The sequence below is a fragment of the Kitasatospora sp. CM 4170 genome (assembly GCF_032110285.1).
GTDB classification, from domain to species: Bacteria; Actinomycetota; Actinomycetes; order Streptomycetales; family Streptomycetaceae; genus Kitasatospora; species Kitasatospora aburaviensis.
This window is the reverse complement of record NZ_CP134877.1, coordinates 7,782,166-7,801,527: the sequence shown is the minus strand read 5'-3', so window position 1 is coordinate 7,801,527 and position 19,362 is coordinate 7,782,166. Positions and strand designations below refer to the sequence as shown.

General features: G+C 74.9%; 7 protein-coding genes. 6 read left to right on the top strand and 1 reads right to left on the bottom strand.

Annotated features, from left to right (window positions below):
* Positions 1 to 83: 83 nt before the first annotated feature.
* From vioD to RMN57_RS32690, 6 genes are all read left to right on the top strand, one after another.
* Positions 84 to 1,193: a capreomycidine synthase gene (gene vioD, locus RMN57_RS32715; RefSeq protein WP_313766903.1), complete on the top strand. Its 1,110-nt coding sequence runs from the start codon at positions 84 to 86 to the stop codon at positions 1,191 to 1,193.
* A gap of 93 nt (positions 1,194 to 1,286) precedes the next feature.
* Positions 1,287 to 2,318, top strand: coding sequence for a guanitoxin biosynthesis L-enduracididine beta-hydroxylase GntD (gene gntD, locus RMN57_RS32710; RefSeq protein WP_313766902.1), 1,032 nt, complete (start codon positions 1,287 to 1,289; stop codon positions 2,316 to 2,318).
* Positions 2,319 to 2,400: 82 nt separating this feature from the next.
* Complete coding sequence (locus RMN57_RS32705; RefSeq protein ID WP_313766901.1) at positions 2,401 to 13,035, top strand: non-ribosomal peptide synthetase; 10,635 nt, start codon at positions 2,401 to 2,403, stop codon at positions 13,033 to 13,035.
* A gap of 164 nt (positions 13,036 to 13,199) precedes the next feature.
* The gene (locus tag RMN57_RS32700) at positions 13,200 to 14,570 is read left to right on the top strand and encodes an MFS transporter (protein ID WP_313766900.1); all 1,371 of its coding nucleotides are present in this window, start codon (positions 13,200 to 13,202) and stop codon (positions 14,568 to 14,570) included.
* Entirely contained in the window at positions 14,567 to 15,526 is a 960-nt protein-coding gene (locus tag RMN57_RS32695) for a GNAT family N-acetyltransferase (protein WP_313766899.1), read from the top strand. The genes RMN57_RS32700 and RMN57_RS32695 overlap by 4 nt, the downstream gene beginning before the upstream one ends.
* Before the next feature lie 150 nt (positions 15,527 to 15,676).
* Entirely contained in the window at positions 15,677 to 16,588 is a 912-nt protein-coding gene (locus RMN57_RS32690) for a squalene/phytoene synthase family protein (protein ID WP_313766898.1), read from the top strand.
* A 59-nt stretch (positions 16,589 to 16,647) separates the two neighbouring features.
* Here RMN57_RS32690 and RMN57_RS32685 read toward each other — a convergent pair whose 3' ends face one another.
* A complete protein-coding gene (locus RMN57_RS32685) occupies positions 16,648 to 19,350 on the bottom strand; it encodes a SpoIIE family protein phosphatase (protein ID WP_313766897.1) in 2,703 nt (900 codons plus the stop codon).
* Positions 19,351 to 19,362: the final 12 nt, after the last annotated feature.

Here is a 19,362-nt window from a genome sequence, read left to right as displayed (position 1 = left end):
GCACCCGGCCGATCAGCTGCCCCGGCCGGCCACCGGGCCCACCCACCTGCCCACCTTCCCGATCCGCCGCCTGGAGGAACCCCGTGACCATCGCCCCCGCCCTGCTGGAGGACTGGCTCCGCGAGCGCTACTTCACCACCACCTACGACATCAGCAGCAGCGGTGTCGAGAACTACACCGTCGACCAGGTCCTCGCCCTGGCCGGCACCGACGCCGCCTCGCTCGGCGGCATCATGTTCCGCGACAGCCACTCGCTCGGCGGCGAACCGCTGCGCGCCGCGCTCGCCGAGCGGCACGGCACCGACCCCGGCTCGGTGATCGCCACCCAGGGCTCCAGCGAGGCCGTCTACCTGGTCATGCAGGCCCTGCTGAAGCCCGGCGACGAGGTGGTGGTGCAGGCTCCCGCCTACCACGCGCTGGTCGAGGTGGCCGCCTCGCTGGGCTGCCGGATCGTCCCCTGGGCGATGCGCACCGCGCACGGCGTGGTCACCAACGAGGACGAGCTGCTGGCGCTGATCGGCCCGGCCACCGCCATGGTGGTGGTCAACTTCCCGCACAACCCGACCGGCGCCACGGTGACCGGGGAGCAGCAGGCCGCCATCGTCGACGCCTGCGCCCGGTACGGCACCTGGCTCGCCTGGGACAACGCCTTCCAGCACCTGGTCTACGACCGCGAGCCGCTGCCCGACCCGGCCCCCGGCTACCCCCGGGCGATCTCCTTCGGCACCCTGTCCAAGGCGTACGGCCTGCCGGGCCTGCGGGTCGGCTGGGCACTGGCCGCGCCCGAGGTACTCGCCGGCTGCGTGCGCCGCCGCGACTACACCAGCCTGGCGCTCTCCCCGCTGGTCGAGGCGGTGGCCACGCACGCCGTCCGGCACGCCGACGAGCTGCTCCGCCCCCGGCTGGCCCAGGCCACCGCCAACCGCGCGGTGCTGGCCGACTGGCTGGCCGAGCACCGCGACCGGGTGCACGCCGACCTGCCGGCCGGCGGGGTCACCGCCTTCCCCGAGCTGACCACGGTGGCGGACGTGACCGCGTTCGCCGACCGGCTCGACCGCGAGCACGGCGTGCTGGTCGTGCCCGGCGTCTGCTTCGGCGCCCCGCGGCACATCCGGCTCGGCTTCGGCGGCTCCTCCGCGGAGCTGGCCGCCGGCCTCGACCGGCTCGCCGCGCTGCTGCCCGCAGCCGGCTGAGGCCCGCAGGCCCGACCGCCGGCCTTCCCCGCCGCTCTTCCGTCCGGGCTCCGCCGAGCCCTCCCGCACCACCGACCCACCGAGGTGACACCCATGCACACCCTCGCACTCGACCCCGCCGACGCCGACGCGGTCGCCGCCCTGCTCGACGAACTGGCCGACCGGCACGGCAGCGTCGAGGACCAGGCCCTCCAGGACGAACTGGCCGTCCAGTCCCACCGGCTGCCGCTCGCCCTGCGCCGCTTCCTGACCGACTTCCGGCTGCACGAGCCGGCCGGCGCCTGCGTGGTCTCCGGCTACCGGGTCGACCAGGACCGGATCGGCGCCACCCCGGCGCACTGGCAGCACCGCACCGGCGTCTCCCCGGCGCTGCGCGAGGAGATCTTCCTGCTGCTCTGCGGGGCCCTGCTCGGCGAGCCGGTCGCCTGGGCCACCCAGCAGGACGGCTACCTGGTGCACGACGTGCTGCCGGTGAAGGGCCACGAGGACGAGCAGATCGGCACCGGCAGCAACCAGACCATCTTCTGGCACGTCGAGGACGCCTTCCACCCCTACCGGGGCGACTACGTGGGCCTGCTCTGCCTGCGCAACCCGGACCGGGTACCGACCACCTTCGTCGGCGTGCAGGACCTGGACATCTCCGCCGAGGACCGGCGGGTCCTCGCCGAACCGCGGTTCTACATGCTGCCGGACAACTCGCACCTCCAGATGCTCGACAGCGGGCCCGGCCGGGCCCTCGCGGGCGGTGCGGAACTGCTCGACGAGGCGTACGACCGGCTGAAGCGGATGCGCGACGACGCCGCGCCCGTGCCGGTGCTGTTCGGCTCGCCCAGCGACCCGTACCTCTGCCTGGACCCGTACTTCATGGACCTGGACCGCCTGGACGAGGAGGCCCGGGGCGCGCTCCAGCGGCTCTCCGCGGAGATCGACCGCCGGCTCGGCGGCGCCGCACTGGCCCCCGGCGAGATCGTCTTCGTCGACAACTACCGTGCGGTGCACGGCCGCAGCTCCTTCGCCGCGCGCTTCGACGGCACCGACCGCTGGCTCAAGCGGGTCAACGTGGCCCGCGACCTGCGCAAGTCCCGCGACGCCCGGGCCGCCGCCGGCTCCCGCGTCCTGTTCTGAGCGCCCAACGCCGGCCACCACCCCAACTCCGCCTTCCGCCCAGCGCCTTCGGGCCGGTCCGACCTTCTCCGGGGAGAGCACCGTGAGCACCACCCAGTCCGCCACCGCCGCGTCGTCGAGCGGCCGCGCCGCCGAGGCCACCGCCTCCGCTGCCGCTGCCGCCGCCGGGGCCGTCGGCTCCGCCGCCGACACCGCCCGCCGGATCGCCGAGCTGTCGCCCGACCAGCGGGCCCGGCTGGAGGCCCGGCTGCGCGAGCGGCTGGCCCGGCGCCCGGCCGCCACGGCCGGCGTGCCGCGCCGCACCCCGGGGGCACCGGTGCCGCTCTCCTTCGCCCAGGAGCAGATCTGGCTGGCCCAGCAGCTCGCCCCCGAGTCGGCGGCGTACAACGTGCCGATGGCGGTCGCCTGCACCGGGCCGCTGGACGCCGGGCGGCTGGCCCGGGCGTTCCGCACGGTGATCTCCCGGCACGAGGTGCTGCGCACCACCTTCGCCGCCGGGCCGGACGGTTCGCCGGTCCAACTGGTTCACGAGCAGGACGGGTTCGAGCTTCCGGTGACCGACCTCCGGTCGACGGCGGACGCCGGGGCGCGGGTGCGCGAGCGGCTGGCCGAGGAGGCGCACACCCCCTTCGACCTGGCCTCCGGGCCACTGCTGCGGGCCGCCCTGCTGCGCACCGGCGAGCAGGAGCACGCACTCTTGCTGACGGTCCATCACATCGCGGTCGACGCCTGGTCGGTGAACGTGCTGCTGGGCGAGGTCGAGGCCGCCTACCGGCAGGCGGACGGGCCGGCCGGCGCGGAGCTGCCGCCGCTGCCGGTGCAGTACGGCGACTTCGCCGCCTGGCAGCGCGGCCGCCTCGACGGCGCCGCGTACCGGGAGAGCCTGGACTACTGGCAGCAGCGGCTGTCCGGCCTGACCGACACCCCGCCGCCGGCCACCGCGACCGGCCGCCCCGAGGACGGTCCCGGCGCCGGCTCGCACAGCCTGGAGCTGCCCGCCGACGTGACCGCGGGCCTGCGGGCCCTGGCCGCGCGGCACCGGACCACGCTCTTCACGGTGGCGCTGGCCGCCCTCCAGACGCTGCTGCACCGCTACGGCTGCGGGGAGGACCCGGTGGTCGCCACCCCGGTCGGCGGCCGCGAGCGCACCGAACTCGAAGGACTGGTCGGCTGCTTCGTCAACACCCTGCTGCTGCGCGGCGACGTCTCCGGCGAGCCGACCTTCGCCGACCTGCTGGACCGGGCCGCCGAGGCGACCCGGCGCGACTTCCAGCACCAGGAGGTGCCCTTCGAGCAGCTGGCCGCGCGACTGCGGGCCGGCTCCCCGGAGGGGCTGGCGCGCACCATGCTGGTGCTCGACCAGGCCGCACCGGGCGGCGCTCCCGGCCCGGCCGGGCCGGCCGCCGGGCCCGGCGAACTGGTGCTGCGCCCGCTGGACGGCACCGGCCCGGCCGACGCGAAGCGGGATCTGACGTTCACCGTCTCGGAGACCGGCGACACCCTCGTGCTGACCCTGGTGCACCGCACCGACCGGTACGAGGAGCGGTCCGCCGAGCGCCTGCTCGCCCACTACGCCACCCTGCTGCGCGAGGCCTGCGCCGACCCGCACCGCGCGGTCGGCCGGCTGCCGCTGCTCACCGCCGCGGAGCGCGCGCTGGTGCTGGACGGCTGGAACGCGACCGCCCTGGAGGTGCCGGCCGGCACCTTCCACGGCCGGTTCGCCGAGCAGGCCGCCCGGACCCCGCAGGCCGTCGCGGTGGTCGGCGCCGACGGCACCCACCGCTACGCCGAACTGGACCGGCTGGCCAACCGGCTGGCCCACCACCTGCGCGGGCTCGGCGTCGGCGCCGAGACCCCGGTCGGCATCTGCCTGGAGCGCGGCACGTGGACCGTGGTGGCGCTGCTGGCCGTGCTCAAGGCCGGCGGCTGCTACGTGCCGATCGACCCGGCCCAGCCGCAGGAGCGGATGGCGATGATGCTCGCCGACACCGCCGCCCCCGTGGTGGTCACCCGCGCCGGCTCGGCCGGCCGGCTGCCGGCGGGCGTGCAGGCCGTCGTGGTGGAGGAGCTGGCCCTCGACGCGCTGCCCGACACCGCCCCCGCGGTGGCCGTCGACCCGGGCCAGGCCGCCTACGTGCTGTTCACCTCCGGCTCCACCGGACGCCCCAAGGGCGTCGTGGTCGAGCACCGGCAGGTGCTCAACTACCGCACCGCCGTGGTCTCCGCGCTGGCCCTGGCGCCGGAGGCCGGGTACGCGATGGTGCAGCCGTTCACCTTCGACTCCTGCGTCACCGTGCTGTCCGCCGCGCTGCTGGGCGGCGGCACGCTGCACATGGTGGACGCCGACACCGCCTCGGACGGGCGGCGGCTGGCGGCCTACTTCGCCGAGCACTCCATCGACTACCTGAAGATCAGCCCCTCCCACCTGGCGGCGCTGGAGGGCCCGGGCGCCGAGCACCGCGTGCTCCCCAATCGCGGGCTGATCCTCGGCGGCGAGGGCTCCACCAGCACCTTCGTCCGCGAGCTGCTCGGCCGGGCCGAGTGCGAGGTCCTCAACCACTACGGCCCCACCGAGACCACGGTCGGGGTGACCACCCACCACCCGCGGGCCGAGGAGCTCGCCGCCACCCCGACCGTGCCGATCGGCCGGCCGCTCGGCAACGTCCGGGCGTACGTGCTGGACGGCCGGGGCGAGCCGGTGCCGGTCGGGGTGCCGGGCGAGCTGTTCATCGGCGGCGCCCAGGTGACCCGCGGCTACCTGGGCCGCCCGGGCCTGACCGCCGAGCGCTTCGTCCCGGACCCGTTCGGCGAGCCCGGCGCCCGGCTCTACCGCACCGGCGACCTGACCCGCCGGCTGCCGTCCGGCCATCTCCGGCCGGAGGACGGGGGAGGCGCGATCGAGTTCCTCGGACGGCTGGACGACCAGGTGAAGATCCGCGGCTTCCGGATCGAACTGGGCGAGGTGGAGGCCGCGTTGGCCGCGCTGGAGCCGGTGGCGGCAGCAGCGGCGGTGGTCCGCGAGGACCGGCCGGGCGACCGGCAGCTGGTCGGCTACCTGGTCCCGGCACCCGGTGCCGAGGTCGAACCCGCCGCCCTGCGCACCGAGTTGGCGAAGACACTGCCCGGCTACATGGTCCCGTCCGCGCTGGTGGTGCTCGACGCGCTGCCGCTGACCGCGCACAACAAGCTGGACCGGCGGGCGCTGCCGGCCCCGCCCCGCCAGGAGGCCGCCCCCGGCGCGGGCCGGGCCGCGCGCGACGAGCGGGAGGCCGCCCTCTGCCGGATCTTCGCCGAGGTGCTGGGCACGGACCGCGAGCCGGGCATCGACGAGGACTTCTTCGACCTCGGCGGCCACTCCCTGCTGGCGATGCGCCTGGTCGCGGCCGTCCGCACCGAGCTCGACGCCGAGCTGGGCATCCGCGACCTCTTCGAGGCGCCGACCGTCGCGGAGCTGGCCGAGCGCCTGGCGGGGGCCGCGCCCGCCGCCGCGCTACCGCCGTTGGTCCGGGCCGAGCGCCCCGACGTGCTGCCGCTCTCCTTCGCCCAGCGCCGGCTCTGGTTCCTCAACCGGATGGAGCGCGGGGCCAGTGCCTACGCGATGCCGGTGGTGCTGCGGTTGACCGAGGCGGTGGACACCAGCGCGCTACAGGCCGCCCTCGACGACGTCGTCGAACGCCACGAGACCCTGCGCACCCTCTTCCCCGAAACCGACGGCGAACCCCACCAGGACATCCGCCCCGCCACCCACCGACTCATCCCCCTCCACCTCCACACCACCACCGACGAAACCGAAGCCCGCACCCGCATCGCCGAACTCGCCTCCACCCCCTTCGACCTCACCACCCAACTCCCCCTCCGCGCCACCCTGTTCACCCTCACCCCCCACCACCACCTCCTCACCCTCGTCCTCCACCACATCGCCGGCGACGGCTGGTCCATGCAACCCCTCACCCACGACCTCACCACCGCCTACCACGCCCACACCACCGGCCACACCCCCAACTGGCCCCAACTCCCCATCCAGTACGCCGACTACACCCTCTGGCAACACCACCACCTCGGAAACCCCGACACCCCCCACACCCCCCTCCACACCCAACTCACCCACTGGACCAACCACCTCACCAACCTCCCCGACACCATCCCCCTCCCCACCGACCACCCCCGACCCACCAACCCCACCCACCACGCCCGCACCCACACCACCCACACCCACCCCACCACCCACCACCAACTCACCACCCACGCCCACACCCACCACGCCACCCTCTTCCACACCCTCCACGCCGCCCTCGCCACCCTCCTCACCCGCAACGGCGCCGGCACCGACCTCCCCATCGGCACCCCCACCGCCGGCCGCACCCACCCCCACCTCGACCACCTCATCGGCTTCTTCGTCAACACCCTCGTCCTGCGCACCAACACCACCGGCAACCCCACCCACACCCAACTCCTCCACCACACCCGCGACCTCAACATCACCGCCCTCACCCACCAGGACCTCCCCTTCGAACGCCTCGTAGAAGCCCTCAACCCCACCCGCACCCCCCACCACCACCCCCTCTTCCAAACCATCCTCACCCTCAACAACACCACCACGGTGACCAGCGAACTCGACTCCCAGGACGTCGAGTTCGAGCGCGCCGCCAAGTTCGACCTGTCGTTCACCGTCACCGAGCAGCACACCCCCGACGGCACCCCCGACGGCCTCACCGTCACCATCGAGTACGCCGCCGACCTCTTCGAACCCGCCACCGTCGAACGCCTCGCCGACCAGTTCCAGCGCATCCTGCAGAGCGCCGCCGAACACCCCGACACCCCCATCCACGACATCGACCTGCTGGGCGAGGCCGGACGGGCCGAGCTCGCCGCGCTGGCCACCGGCGACGCCCACCCGCTGCCCGCCGCCGCCCTGCCGGAGCTGTTCGCCGCCCAGGTCGCCCGCACCCCCGACGCCACCGCCGTCGCCTGCGGCACCGACACCCTCAGCTACACCGAACTCGACACCGCCACCGACCGCCTCGCCCGCCACCTCACCGCGCTGGGCGCGGGCGCCGAGAGCCGGGTCGCGCTGCTCCAGCAGCGCTCGACGGCGCTGGTGGTCAGCACGCTGGCCGTGGTGCGGGCGGGCAGCGCGTACGTGCCGCTGTCCGAGAGCTGGCCCGCCGAGCGGATGGAGCTGGTGCTCGCCGACACCGGCGCCGAACTGCTGCTGGTGGACGCGGCCACCCGCGACCTGCCGTTCGTCCGGGCCCGGGCGGCGGCCGGCGTGCGGGTGGTGGACGTCTCGCTCCCGCTGCCGGACGCCCCCGCCCGCGCCGTCCCGGTGCGCCCCTGCCCGGCCGTCCAGCCGGAGCGGCTCGCCTACGTGATGTACACCTCCGGCTCCACCGGCACGCCCAAGGGCGTCGCCGTCACCCACGCGGACGTGGCGGCGCTGGCCGCCGACCACTGGTGGCAGCAGGACGGCCACCACCGGCGGGTGCTGTTCCACTCCCCGCACGCCTTCGACGCGGCCACCTACGAGCTGTGGGTGCCCCTGCTGAGCGGCGGCCAGGTGGTGGTGGCGCCGGCCGGCGAGCTGGACGCCGAGCGGATCGGGCGGCTGGTCACCGAGCACCGGATCACCGCGCTCTGGCTGACCGCCGGCCTGTTCCGGCTGCTCGCCGAGGACGCGCCGGAGAGCCTGGCCGGGGTGCGCGAGGTGCTCACCGGCGGCGACGTCGTCCCGGCGGCCGCGGTGCGCCGGGTGCTCGACGTCCACCCGGGGCTGCGGGTGGTCGACGGCTACGGCCCGACCGAGACCACCGTCTTCGCCACCCGGCACCCGATGGCCGCCGGGGACGAGCTCGGCAGCGCCGTGCCGATCGGCCGCCCCCTGGACAACATGCGGGTCCAGGTACTGGATGCCGGACTGCGGCAGGTCCCGGTCGGGGTGCCGGGCGAGCTGTTCATCGCCGGCGCCGGCCTGGCCCGCGGCTACCTGGGGCGTCCGGGCGCGACGGCCGAGCGGTTCCTGCCCGACCCGTTCGGCGAGCCCGGCTCGCGGATGTACCGCACCGGCGACCTCGGCCGCTGGAACCCTCACGGCACCCTCGACTTCCTCGGACGCACCGACGACCAGATCAAGCTGCGCGGCTTCCGCATCGAACCCGCCGAGATCGAGGCCCACTTCACCGCCCGACCCGACATCGCCCAGGCCGCCGTCCTGCTCCGCGAGGACAACCCGGGGGATCAGCGCCTGGTGGCCTACCTGGTGCCGGCCGGCGACGCCGTCCCGGACCTCGCCGAACTCCGCGCCACCGCCGCGGCCCGGCTGCCGTCCTACCTGGTGCCGTCCGCGGTCGTCCTGCTCGACACCCTGCCGCTCACCCCCAACGGCAAGCTCGACCGCCGCGCCCTGCCGGCCCCGGTCACCTCTGCAGGAACGACGCGCCGCGCACCCCGCACCCCCCGCGAGGAAGTCCTCTGCGGCCTCTTCGCCGCCACCCTCAACACCGAAGCCGTCGGCATCGACGACAACTTCTTCGACCTCGGCGGCCACTCCCTGCTGGCGATGCGCCTGGTCGCGGCCGTCCGCACCGAGCTGGACGCCGAGCTGGGCGTGCGTGACCTCTTCGAGGCGCCGACCGTCGCCACCCTCGCCGAGCGCCTGGAGCAGGCCGGGCCCGCCACGGCACTGCCGCCGCTGGTGCGGGCGGAGCGTCCGGAGCGCATCCCGCTCTCGTCCGCGCAGTCCCGGCTCTGGTTCCTCAACCGGATGGAGGAGACCGAGCGCGCCTCCTACAACATCCCGGTGGTGCTGCGGTTGACCGAGGCGGTGGACACCGCCGCCCTACAGGCCGCCCTCGACGACGTCGTCGAACGCCACGAGACCCTGCGCACCCTCTTCCCCGAAACCGACGGCGAACCCCACCAGGACATCCGCCCCGCCACCCACCGACTCATCCCCCTCCACCTCCACACCACCACCGACGAAACCGAAGCCCGCACCCGCATCGCCGAACTCGCCTCCACCCCCTTCGACCTCACCACCCAACTCCCCCTCCGCGCCACCCTGTTCACCCTCACCCCCCACCACCACCTCCTCACCCTCGTCCTCCACCACATCGCCGGCGACGGCTGGTCCATGCAACCCCTCACCCACGACCTCACCACCGCCTACCACGCCCACACCACCGGCCACACCCCCAACTGGCCCCAACTCCCCATCCAGTACGCCGACTACACCCTCTGGCAACACCACCACCTCGGAAACCCCGACACCCCCCACACCCCCCTCCACACCCAACTCACCCACTGGACCAACCACCTCACCAACCTCCCCGACACCATCCCCCTCCCCACCGACCACCCCCGACCCACCAACCCCACCCACCACGCCCGCACCCACACCACCCACACCCACCCCACCACCCACCACCAACTCACCACCCACGCCCACACCCACCACGCCACCCTCTTCCACACCCTCCACGCCGCCCTCGCCACCCTCCTCACCCGCAACGGCGCCGGCACCGACCTCCCCATCGGCACCCCCACCGCCGGCCGCACCCACCCCCACCTCGACCACCTCATCGGCTTCTTCGTCAACACCCTCGTCCTGCGCACCAACACCACCGGCAACCCCACCCACACCCAACTCCTCCACCACACCCGCGACCTCAACATCACCGCCCTCACCCACCAGGACCTCCCCTTCGAACGCCTCGTAGAAGCCCTCAACCCCACCCGCACCCCCCACCACCACCCCCTCTTCCAAACCATCCTCACCCTCAACAACACCACCACGGGAACGGACGGTTGGGCCTCGGCGGCGCCGGTCGGACCGGAGGAGGAGTCCGGCCGGACGGCGAAGTTCGACCTCTCCTTCACCGTCACCGAGCAGCACACCCCCGACGGCACCCCCGACGGCCTCACCGTCACCATCGAGTACGCCGCCGACCTCTTCGAACCCGCCACCGTCGAACGCCTCGCCGACCAGTTCCAGCGCATCCTGCAGAGCGCCGCCGAACACCCCGACACCCCCATCCACGACATCGACCTGTTCACCGAGCAGGAGCGCCGGGCCCTGTTCACCGACTGGAACGGCCCGACCCGCGAGCTCCCCGGCCGGACGCTGCCGGAGCTGTTCGCCACCCAGGTCGCCCGCACCCCCGACGCCACCGCCGTCGTCAGCGGCACCGACACCCTCAGCTACACCGAACTCGACACCGCGGCCAACCGCCTCGCCCGCCACCTGGTGGCCCGCGGCGCCGGCCCCGAGCGACTGGTCGCCCTGGCCGTGCCGCGCTCGGTGGAGACCCTGGTGGCCGTGCTCGCGGTACTCAAGTCCGGTGCGGCCTACCTGCCGGTCGACCTCACCCACCCGGCCGAGCGGATCGCCTACACCCTCGCCGACGCCCGGCCGCTCTGCGTGCTCACCACCACCGAGGCGGCCGCGCACCTGCCCGCCACCGGGCACCCGCACCTGCTGCTCGACGCCCCGGACACGGCCGCCGCACTGGCCGCCCTGCCCGCGCACGACCTCACCGACGCCGACCGTTCGGCGCCGCTGTCGCTGCGCAACCCGGCCTACGTCATCTACACCTCCGGCTCCACCGGGCGCCCCAAGGGCGTGGTGGTCGAGCACCACTCGCTGGACGCCTACCTGGCCTGGGCCCGCGAGGCCTACGGCAGTGTGGCCGGCCGGGCCCTGGTCCACTCACCGGTCTCCTTCGACCTCACCGTCACCGGCCTGTTCGCCCCGCTCACCAGTGGTGGCACCGTCCAGCTGATCGAGCTGGACGACGAGGCGCCCGCGGCGGGGGAGTTCGACCGCCCGACCTTCGTCAAGGCCACCCCGAGCCACCTGGCGCTGCTGACCGCGCTGCCCGAGCGCTTCTCACCCAGCGAGCAGCTGGTGCTCGGAGGCGAGTCGCTGATGGGCGAGGTACTGGACGAATGGCGCCGCCGGCACCCGGGCGCCACCGTGATCAACGAGTACGGTCCCACCGAGACCACCGTCGGCTGCACCGAGTTCCGGATCGAGCCGGGCGACAGCGCGCCCTCCGGCGTGATCACCATCGGACGGCCGATCTGGAACACCCGGATGTACGTGCTGGACGAGGCACTGCGCGCGGTGCCGATCGGCGTCGGCGGTGAACTCCACATCGCCGGCGACCTGGTGACCCGCGGCTACCTCGGCCGCCCGGCCCTGACCGCCGAGCGGTTCCTGCCCGACCCGTTCGGCGCGCCCGGCTCCCGGATGTACCGCACCGGCGACCTCGGCCGCTGGAACCCCGACGCGCAGGGCGAGGGCCGGCTGGAGTTCCTCGGCCGCACCGACGACCAGATCAAGCTCCGCGGCTTCCGCATCGAACCCGCCGAGATCGAAACCCACTTCACCACCCGACCCGACATCACCCAGGCCGCCGTCCTGCTCCGCGAGGACAACCCGGGCGACCCGAGGCTCGTCGCCTACCTCGTCCCCACCGGCGACGCCGTCCCCGACCTCGCCGAACTCCGCGCCACCGCCGCGGCCGAGCTCCCCGCCCACCTCGTCCCGTCCGCCGTCGTCCTGCTCGACACCCTCCCGCTCACCCCCAACGGCAAGCTCGACCGCCGCGCCCTCCCCGCGCCCGCCACCACGACCGGCGGGGCCGGCCGCGCACCCCGCACCCCCCGCGAGGAAGTCCTCTGCGGCCTCTTCGCCACCACCCTCAACACCGGAACCGTCGGCATCGACGACAACTTCTTCGACCTCGGCGGCCACTCCCTGCTGGCCGCCCGGCTGACCGCCCGGATCCGCGACGAGCTGGGCGTCCGGATCGGCCTGCGGGCCCTGTTCGAGACCCCGACCGTGGCCCTGCTCGCCGAGCGGATCGACGGCGAGGGCGGCACCGGATCCTCCGACGGGCTCGGGCGGTTGCTGCCGCTGCGGACCGGCGGCAGCCGTCCGCCGCTGTTCGCCGTGCACCCCGGCGGCGGCCTCGGCTGGTGCTACTCCGGCCTGGTCCGCCATCTGGACCGCGACCGGCCGCTGTTCGCGCTGCAGGCCCGCGGGCTGGACGGGGACGGCGAACTGCCGGGCAGCGTCCCCGAGATGGCGGCCGACTACCTGCAGCTGATCCGCGAGGTGCAGCCGAGCGGCCCGTACCACCTGCTCGGATGGTCGTTCGGCGGCACGGTGGCCCACGAGCTGGCCCGTCAACTGCAGGCGGCGGGCGAGGAGGTGGCTCTGCTGGCGATGCTCGACTCGCACCCCACCGGCCGGTTCCGGCACGCCGGCCGGCCCAGCGACGCGGAGATCCTCTCGCTGGCGCTGGACGGCCTCGACCTCGACGAGCCGGGCGCACTCGTCCCGGCCGCCCCGGCGGGCGACGGCGACGCCCTGGGCGACGGACTCCCCACCGCCGAGGCCGTGCTGGAGCTGCTGCGGGCGCGCGGCAGCGTCCTGGCCGGGCTGGACCCGGCGGCGCTGCACCGGCTGGTCAAGGTGACCGCCAACAACATCGCGCTGGCCCGGGGCGAGCGGCCCGGCCGCTACCGGGGCCGGGTGCTCTTCTTCGAGGCCCTGCCCGGCCGGGGCTCCGACGGCACCCCGCTGACCGAGCTGTGGACCGAGCACGTGGACGGCCCGATCGAGAACCACCCGCTGGACATCCCGCACAGCCGCTTCACCACGCCGGAGGCCCTGGACGTGATCGGCCCGGTCCTGGCCGCCCACCTGCGCTGACCCGGCCGCCCCGGGGGTGGTGCGGCCGGCCCCGGCCGCACCACCCCTCCCACCGCCGCCGTCCCACGCCGCCCCTCCCACCGCTGTCCCTCCCACGCCACCACCTAGCGGAGCCCTGCCATGCCCCTGCCCCTCGCCCCTCCCCCGCCCCCTCCGGAGGTGCCGTGACCACCTTCCTCCTCATCTGGGTCGGCCGGCTGCTCACCGCCCTCGGCTCCAGCATCTCCGGCTTCGCCCTCGGCCTGTGGATCTACCAACAGACCGGATCCGTCACCCAGTTCGCCACCGGCCTGCTGCTCGGCTTCGCCCCCGGCATGCTGGCCGCCCCGGCCGCCGGGGTCCTCGTGGACCGCCACCGCCGCCGGACCGTCCTGCTCTGCGCGGACGCGGCGGCCATGCTCGCCGCCGTGGCGATGGCCGCCGCCGAGGCGACCGGGCACCTGGCCGTCTGGCAGGTGTACGCGACCACCGTCGTGGAGTCCTGCTGCGCCGCCTTCCAGTGGCCCGCGCTCGCCGCCGCCGTCACCGGCATGGTCCGGCCCGAACAGCGCGGCCGGGCCGGGGCGATGACCCAGACCGCCCTGGCCGGGGCCCAGTTGCTCGGCCCGATGCTCGCCGCCGTCCTGCTCGGCGCGGGCGGGCTGCGCGCCGTCCTGTGGACCGACGTCGTCTCGTTCGCGCTGGGGCTGCTCACCCTGCTGGTCGCCCGCTTCCCCGAGCCGGCCGGCCACCGGGACCGCCCCCGCCCACCCGGGCGCGCCACCGAACCGGCGCAACGCCCGAGCTGGCGCGCCGAGTTGACCGAGGGCCGGCGGTTGCTCACCGGCCAACCGGGGCTACGGCACCTGCTCCGCGTGGTCACCGTGCTCAACGCGGCCGAGGCCGCCGCCACCGCCCTGCTGCTGCCCCTGGTCCTGGCCGGCACCCCGGCCGCGGACCAGAACGCCGCGGTCGCCGTGGTCAGTACCGCCGGAGGCCTCGGGCTGGCGGCCGGCAGTGTCGCCATGTCGATCTGGTCCGGTCCGCGCCGGCCGCTCGCCTGGGTCACCTCGGCCACCGTCCTCAGCGGCGCCGCCGTCCTGGCGGCGGGCCTCCACCCGCGCCCCGCCGCCCTCTCGGCGGCCGCCTTCACGTTCTTCCTGGGCCTGCCGGTGGTGACCGGCTGCGCCCAGGTGCTCTGGCAGTCCGCCGTGGCCGCCGAGGCGCAGGGCCGGGTCTTCGCCCTGCGCCGGATGTTCACCCAGGCCGGCACCCTGCTCGGCTACCTGCTGGCCGGACCGCTCGCCGCACAGGTCTGCGAGCCGCTGGTGGGCCCCGGCGGCCCGCTCGACTCCACCCTCGGCCGCCTCCTCGGTACCGACCGGGACCGCGGCAGCGCGCTGCTGCTCTGCTGCACCGGCCTGCTCCTGGCCGTGACCGGCCTGGCCGGGCGCCGCCACACCGTCGAGGCGCTTCCGCCCCCGGAACCGATCGGGTGCGATAGAACCGCCCTGGCCAGGATTCCCGCCAACTCCACCGATGCGGAGCCACTGTGATCGTCCGTCCCACCGCCCCGTCCGACCTCGACCGCGTCCTCCCGCTGATCGTGCCCGACCCGGCCACCGGCCTGACGGCCGACACCTACCGGACCCGCCTCGCCGACGGCGAGTACCGCCCCGACTGGACCTGGGTCGCCGAGGACGCCCCCGGCGGCGCCCCGCTCGCACTGGCCGTCTGGTGGGGCGACCCGGACGGGGACCTGCCCGACGCCCTCGACGCCGTGTTCGTCCACGACTCGGTGCAGTCCGCCGCCGACCGCACCGACCTGGCCGCGCAGCTGCTCACCGCCGCCCACGCGGCCTACGCCGGGGCCGGTGCCGACGCCGCCCCGGAGTACCACCTCGTCCTCCCCGGCGACTGGCGCGACCGTCCCGAGGCGGTGGCGGCCGTGGCCTGGCGCCGGGAGGCGGCCCGGCGGGCGGGCCTCCCGGCGGGCCTGGAACGCCTGCGGTACGAGTGGACGCCCCCGGCCGGCCTCCCGGAGCCGTCCGGCCGTCTCCTCCTCCACCCCGAGCCCGACGACGAGGTCTTCGTCGACCTGTTCCGCCGGGTCCTGGTGGGCACCCTCGACACCGACTCCCGCAAGGAGGCCGAACGCCTCGGCGCCGAGGCCCAGGCCCGCGCCGACGTCGCCTTCTACCGCGACACCATGCTCGGCGACCGCTCCTGGTGGCGCATCGCCCGCACGCCCGACGGCGAGCCGGTCGGCTTCGGCATCCCCTCCCGCAACCACGCCTTCCCCGTCGTCGGCTACCTGGGCGTCGTCCCGGAGCACCGCGGCCGCCGCTACGGCGACGACATCCTCGCCGAGATCACCCGGATCCTCGCCGCCGAGACCGCGCCCGAACGCGTCCGTGCGGACACCGACCTCACCAACACCCCGATGGCCGCGGCCTTCGACCGCCTCGGCTACCGCAACGACACCCGCCGCCTGGTCCTCTCCCCCCACTGAGCCCGACCGCTGATCCGTCTCCAGGGCCCCACCGAGCCCGCCGCCCGGTGGGGCCGGCGCCCCGTCCCCGAACTGCGCCCCTCCCCTCGGGGCCGTGATCACCGGCCGTCTAGGCTCGGCGTACACCGACCAGGGAGAGGGCGAACGCGAGTGGGCAGCTGGGAGAGCGCTCTGGACGCGGCGGGGATCACCGACCCCGGACTGCGCGAGGACTACAGCCGGCAGCGCCGGCAGGTCACGCAGTACAAGCGGGAGGCCGTGCTCGCCGCACGGCTCCTCCTGCCGGCGCCCGTCGTGCCGCACGTGATCGCGGCCACCGCCTACATGCACCGCACCGACAGCCTGCTCGACAGCGGCCCGCTCGACGAGCGGAAGGCGGCGTACGCGCGCTGGGAGCAGGAGGTCGCCGACGGGCTCGCCACCGGTGGCACCGACAACCCCGAGCTGCGTCCGCTGCTGAACACCGCCGCCGCCCACCCCACCCTGCACGACCGCGCGCTGGAACACCTCGCCGGGGCCCTCACCGACCTCGACTTCACCGGGTTCGCCACCGAGGCCGACTACCAGCACTACGTGGACGCCTACTCGCTGCCCGCGTTCATGGTCGTCGCCACCCTGCTCGGCCCGGACGGCGACCAGACGGCCTACCGGGCCGCCTGCCGCACCTTCATCGACGCCGGCCAGCGGCTCGACTTCGTCAGCGACCTCGCCGAGGACCTGGCCGACGGCCGCCTGACCGTCCCCGAGCAGACCCTCGACCGGCACGGGGTCACCCGCGCCGACCTGGAGCAGGCCCGCGACCTCCCGGCCGTCCGGGCGATGATCACCGAGCAGCTCGACCTGGTCGACCGCACCCTCGCGGAGGGCCGCGCCGTGGCCGGTCTCGTGCCGCCCGCCCACCGGCCCATGGTCCGCTGCCTGATCGGCCTGGACGAGCTGACCAGCGCCGCCGCCCGCGCGGACGTCCCCGCGCTGATGCGCCGCTCGGCGGGCCCGTCCAAGCCCGCCGCCCTCCGCCTGCTCGGCCGCGAGTACCTCCGGGCCCGCCGCGTGCGCCGCTGAGCCCCTCGGCCGGCCGGGGCACACCACCGCGGCCCCGCCCGCCACTCCTCCCGCTCGCCCTACTCGTCCTCGGGCCAGGCCGCCTCGTCGACGGGCCAGGCCAAGGCGTCCACCGGCCCGGCCGTGCCGGCGCCCGGTTCCAGGAACTGCTCCGCCCAGATGATCTTGCCCTGCGGGGTGTAACGGACGCCCCAGCGTTCGGCGAGCCTCGCGACGAGGAACAGGCCGCGGCCGCCCTCGTCGTCGGCGACCGCGTAGCGCAGGTGCGGCGCGGTGCTGCTGGTGTCCGAGACCTCGCAGATCAGCGTGCGGTCGTACAGCAGCCGCATCGTGATCGGACCGGTCGCGTAGCGGATGGCATTGGTCACCAGCTCACTGAGCACCAGCTCCGTGACGAACACCGCCTCGTCCAGGCCCCACTCGGTGAGCTGCCGGGTGGCGTCGGCACGGGCCCGGGCCACGGCCGCCGGGGTCTCGGCCACCTCCCACTCGGCGGTCCGGCCGGGCTCCAGCACCCGGGTGCGGGCGACGAGGAGGGCGATGTCATCGGTCTGGCGGGCGGGCAGCAGGGCGTCGAGCACCGCGTCGCAGGCCTCCTGGGGCGACCGGTCGGGCCGGGCCAGGGAGGCGGTGAGCACGTCCAGGCCCACCCCGAGGTCACGGGTGCGGTCCTCGATCAGGCCGTCGGTGTAGAGCACCAGGCTGCTGCCCGGGTCGAGGCGCACCTCCATCGCCTCGAAGGGCATCCCGCCCAGGCCCAGCGGCGGACCGGCGGGCAGGTCCAGCAGCTCCGCCGTGCCGTCCGGACGGACGAGGGCGGGCGGCGGATGGCCCGCCCGGGCCAGGACGCAGGTGGCGGTGATGGGGTCGTAGATGGCGTAGAGACAGGTGGCGCCGGTGATCGCGAGCGACCCCTCGACCGCGGCCGCCTCCTGGTCGATGTGGGTGACCAGGTCGTCCAGGTGCCCGAGGAGCTCGTCCGGGGGCAGGTCGAGGGTGGAGAAGTTCTGGACCGCGGTGCGCAGGCGGCCCATGGTCGCGGCCGCGTGGAGGCCGTGGCCGACGACGTCGCCCACGACCAGCGCCACCCGGGTGCCCGAGAGCGGGATGACGTCGAACCAGTCACCCCCGACCCCCGCCTGGGCGGGCAGGTAGCGGTAGGCGACGTCGAGGGCGCTCTGTTCGGGCAGCCCGCGCGGCAACAGGCTGTGCTGCAGGGTGACGGCCATCGTGTGCTCGCGCGTGAAGCGGCGGGCGTTGTCGATGGACACGGCCGCCCGGGCGGCCAGCTCCTCGCCCAGGGAGAGGTCGTCCTCGTCGAACGGCTCCTTGTCCCGGCCGCGCCAGTAGGACGCGACGCCCATCAGCACACCCCGTGCCGTCAGCGGCACGGCGACCAGCGACACCAGGCCGAAGTCCATGACCGCCCGCGTGCGCTCGGCGTCCTGCTTGCGCCACCCGGCGTCGGTCGACACCTCGGGGACCAGCGCGGAGCGCCCGCTCACGAACCCCGCCGCCTGCGGGGTGCTCCCGGCCCACCTGACCAGCTCCCCCTGCGGATACAGCGGCGAGTCGTCACGGACGCCCGTGACCGCCACCCGCTCCAGCTCCACCGGGGCACCGACCGTCAGGACCGGCGGCTCCTCGCCGCGCAGGACCTCCTCGGCGAGGTCGACGGTGGCGTAGTCGCAGAACTCCCGGGTGGCCACCTGCGCGAGCTCCTCCGCGGTGCGCCGGACGTCCAGGGTCGTGCCGATGGACATGCTCGCGTCGTACAGCAGCCTGAGCCGGCCACGGGCGACCTCCGCCTTCCCTGCCAGGGCCAGCAGCTCGGTCGAGTCGCGCAGGGTGGTGACGCTGCCGGACGGGCCGCCCCCGCTGTCGGTGGGGCGGGTGTTGACGGCCAGCAACCGCTCACCGACCGGAAGCACCTCGTCGCTGACCGAGCGGCCGGAGGCCAGCAGTTCGGCGGCACGGGGAGCGAGGCCGAGATCGGTGACGGCACGCCCCTCCGCGTCGTCGGGCAGGTCGAGCAGCCGACGGGCCTCGTCGTTGGCGAGCAGGACCCGGCCGTCGCCACCGACGATGGCCACGCCCTCGCGCACCGCGTGCAGCACCGCGTCGTGGTGCTCGTACATCCGCGTCATCTCCTCCGGCCCCAGGCCGTGGGTCTGCCGCAGGAGGCGCCTGCCCACCAGCGCCGTGCCGGCCGTGGCCAGGCCGAGCGCGACGGTGCCGGCACCCAGGACGACCGGCAGCTGCCGGTTGACCGCGCTGCTCACGTTGGCGACCTTCATCCCGGACGACACGATGCCCACGACCGAACCGTTGGCGTCCTCCACCGGGACCACCACCTGGTACTCCAGCCCGAGCGGGCCGTGCACCTGCTCGACGGTGACCGCGCCGTTCAGCGACGGTCCGATGGTGCCGACGAACTGCTTGCCGATCTGTTCCGGCTGGGGGTGGGTGTAGCGGGTGCCGTTCCGGTCGGTCACCACGATGAAGTCGACGTGGGCGTCCTTGCGGGCCGCCTCCGTCAGCGGCTGGAGCACGGCGCTCGGATCGGGGCCCTGCATGGCGTCCACCAGCCCGGGGCTGTGGGCGAACGCCTGGGCCGCGGCGAGCGAACGGTCCCGCGCCGCGTCGTACCGATCGCTGCGGGACTGGACCAGCAGCGCGACGACGGCCGCCACCACGAGCAACAGCACGATCAACACCTGCAGGACGAACATCTGCCCGGCGACGCTGCGGATGTTCATCATCGACCGCAGGCG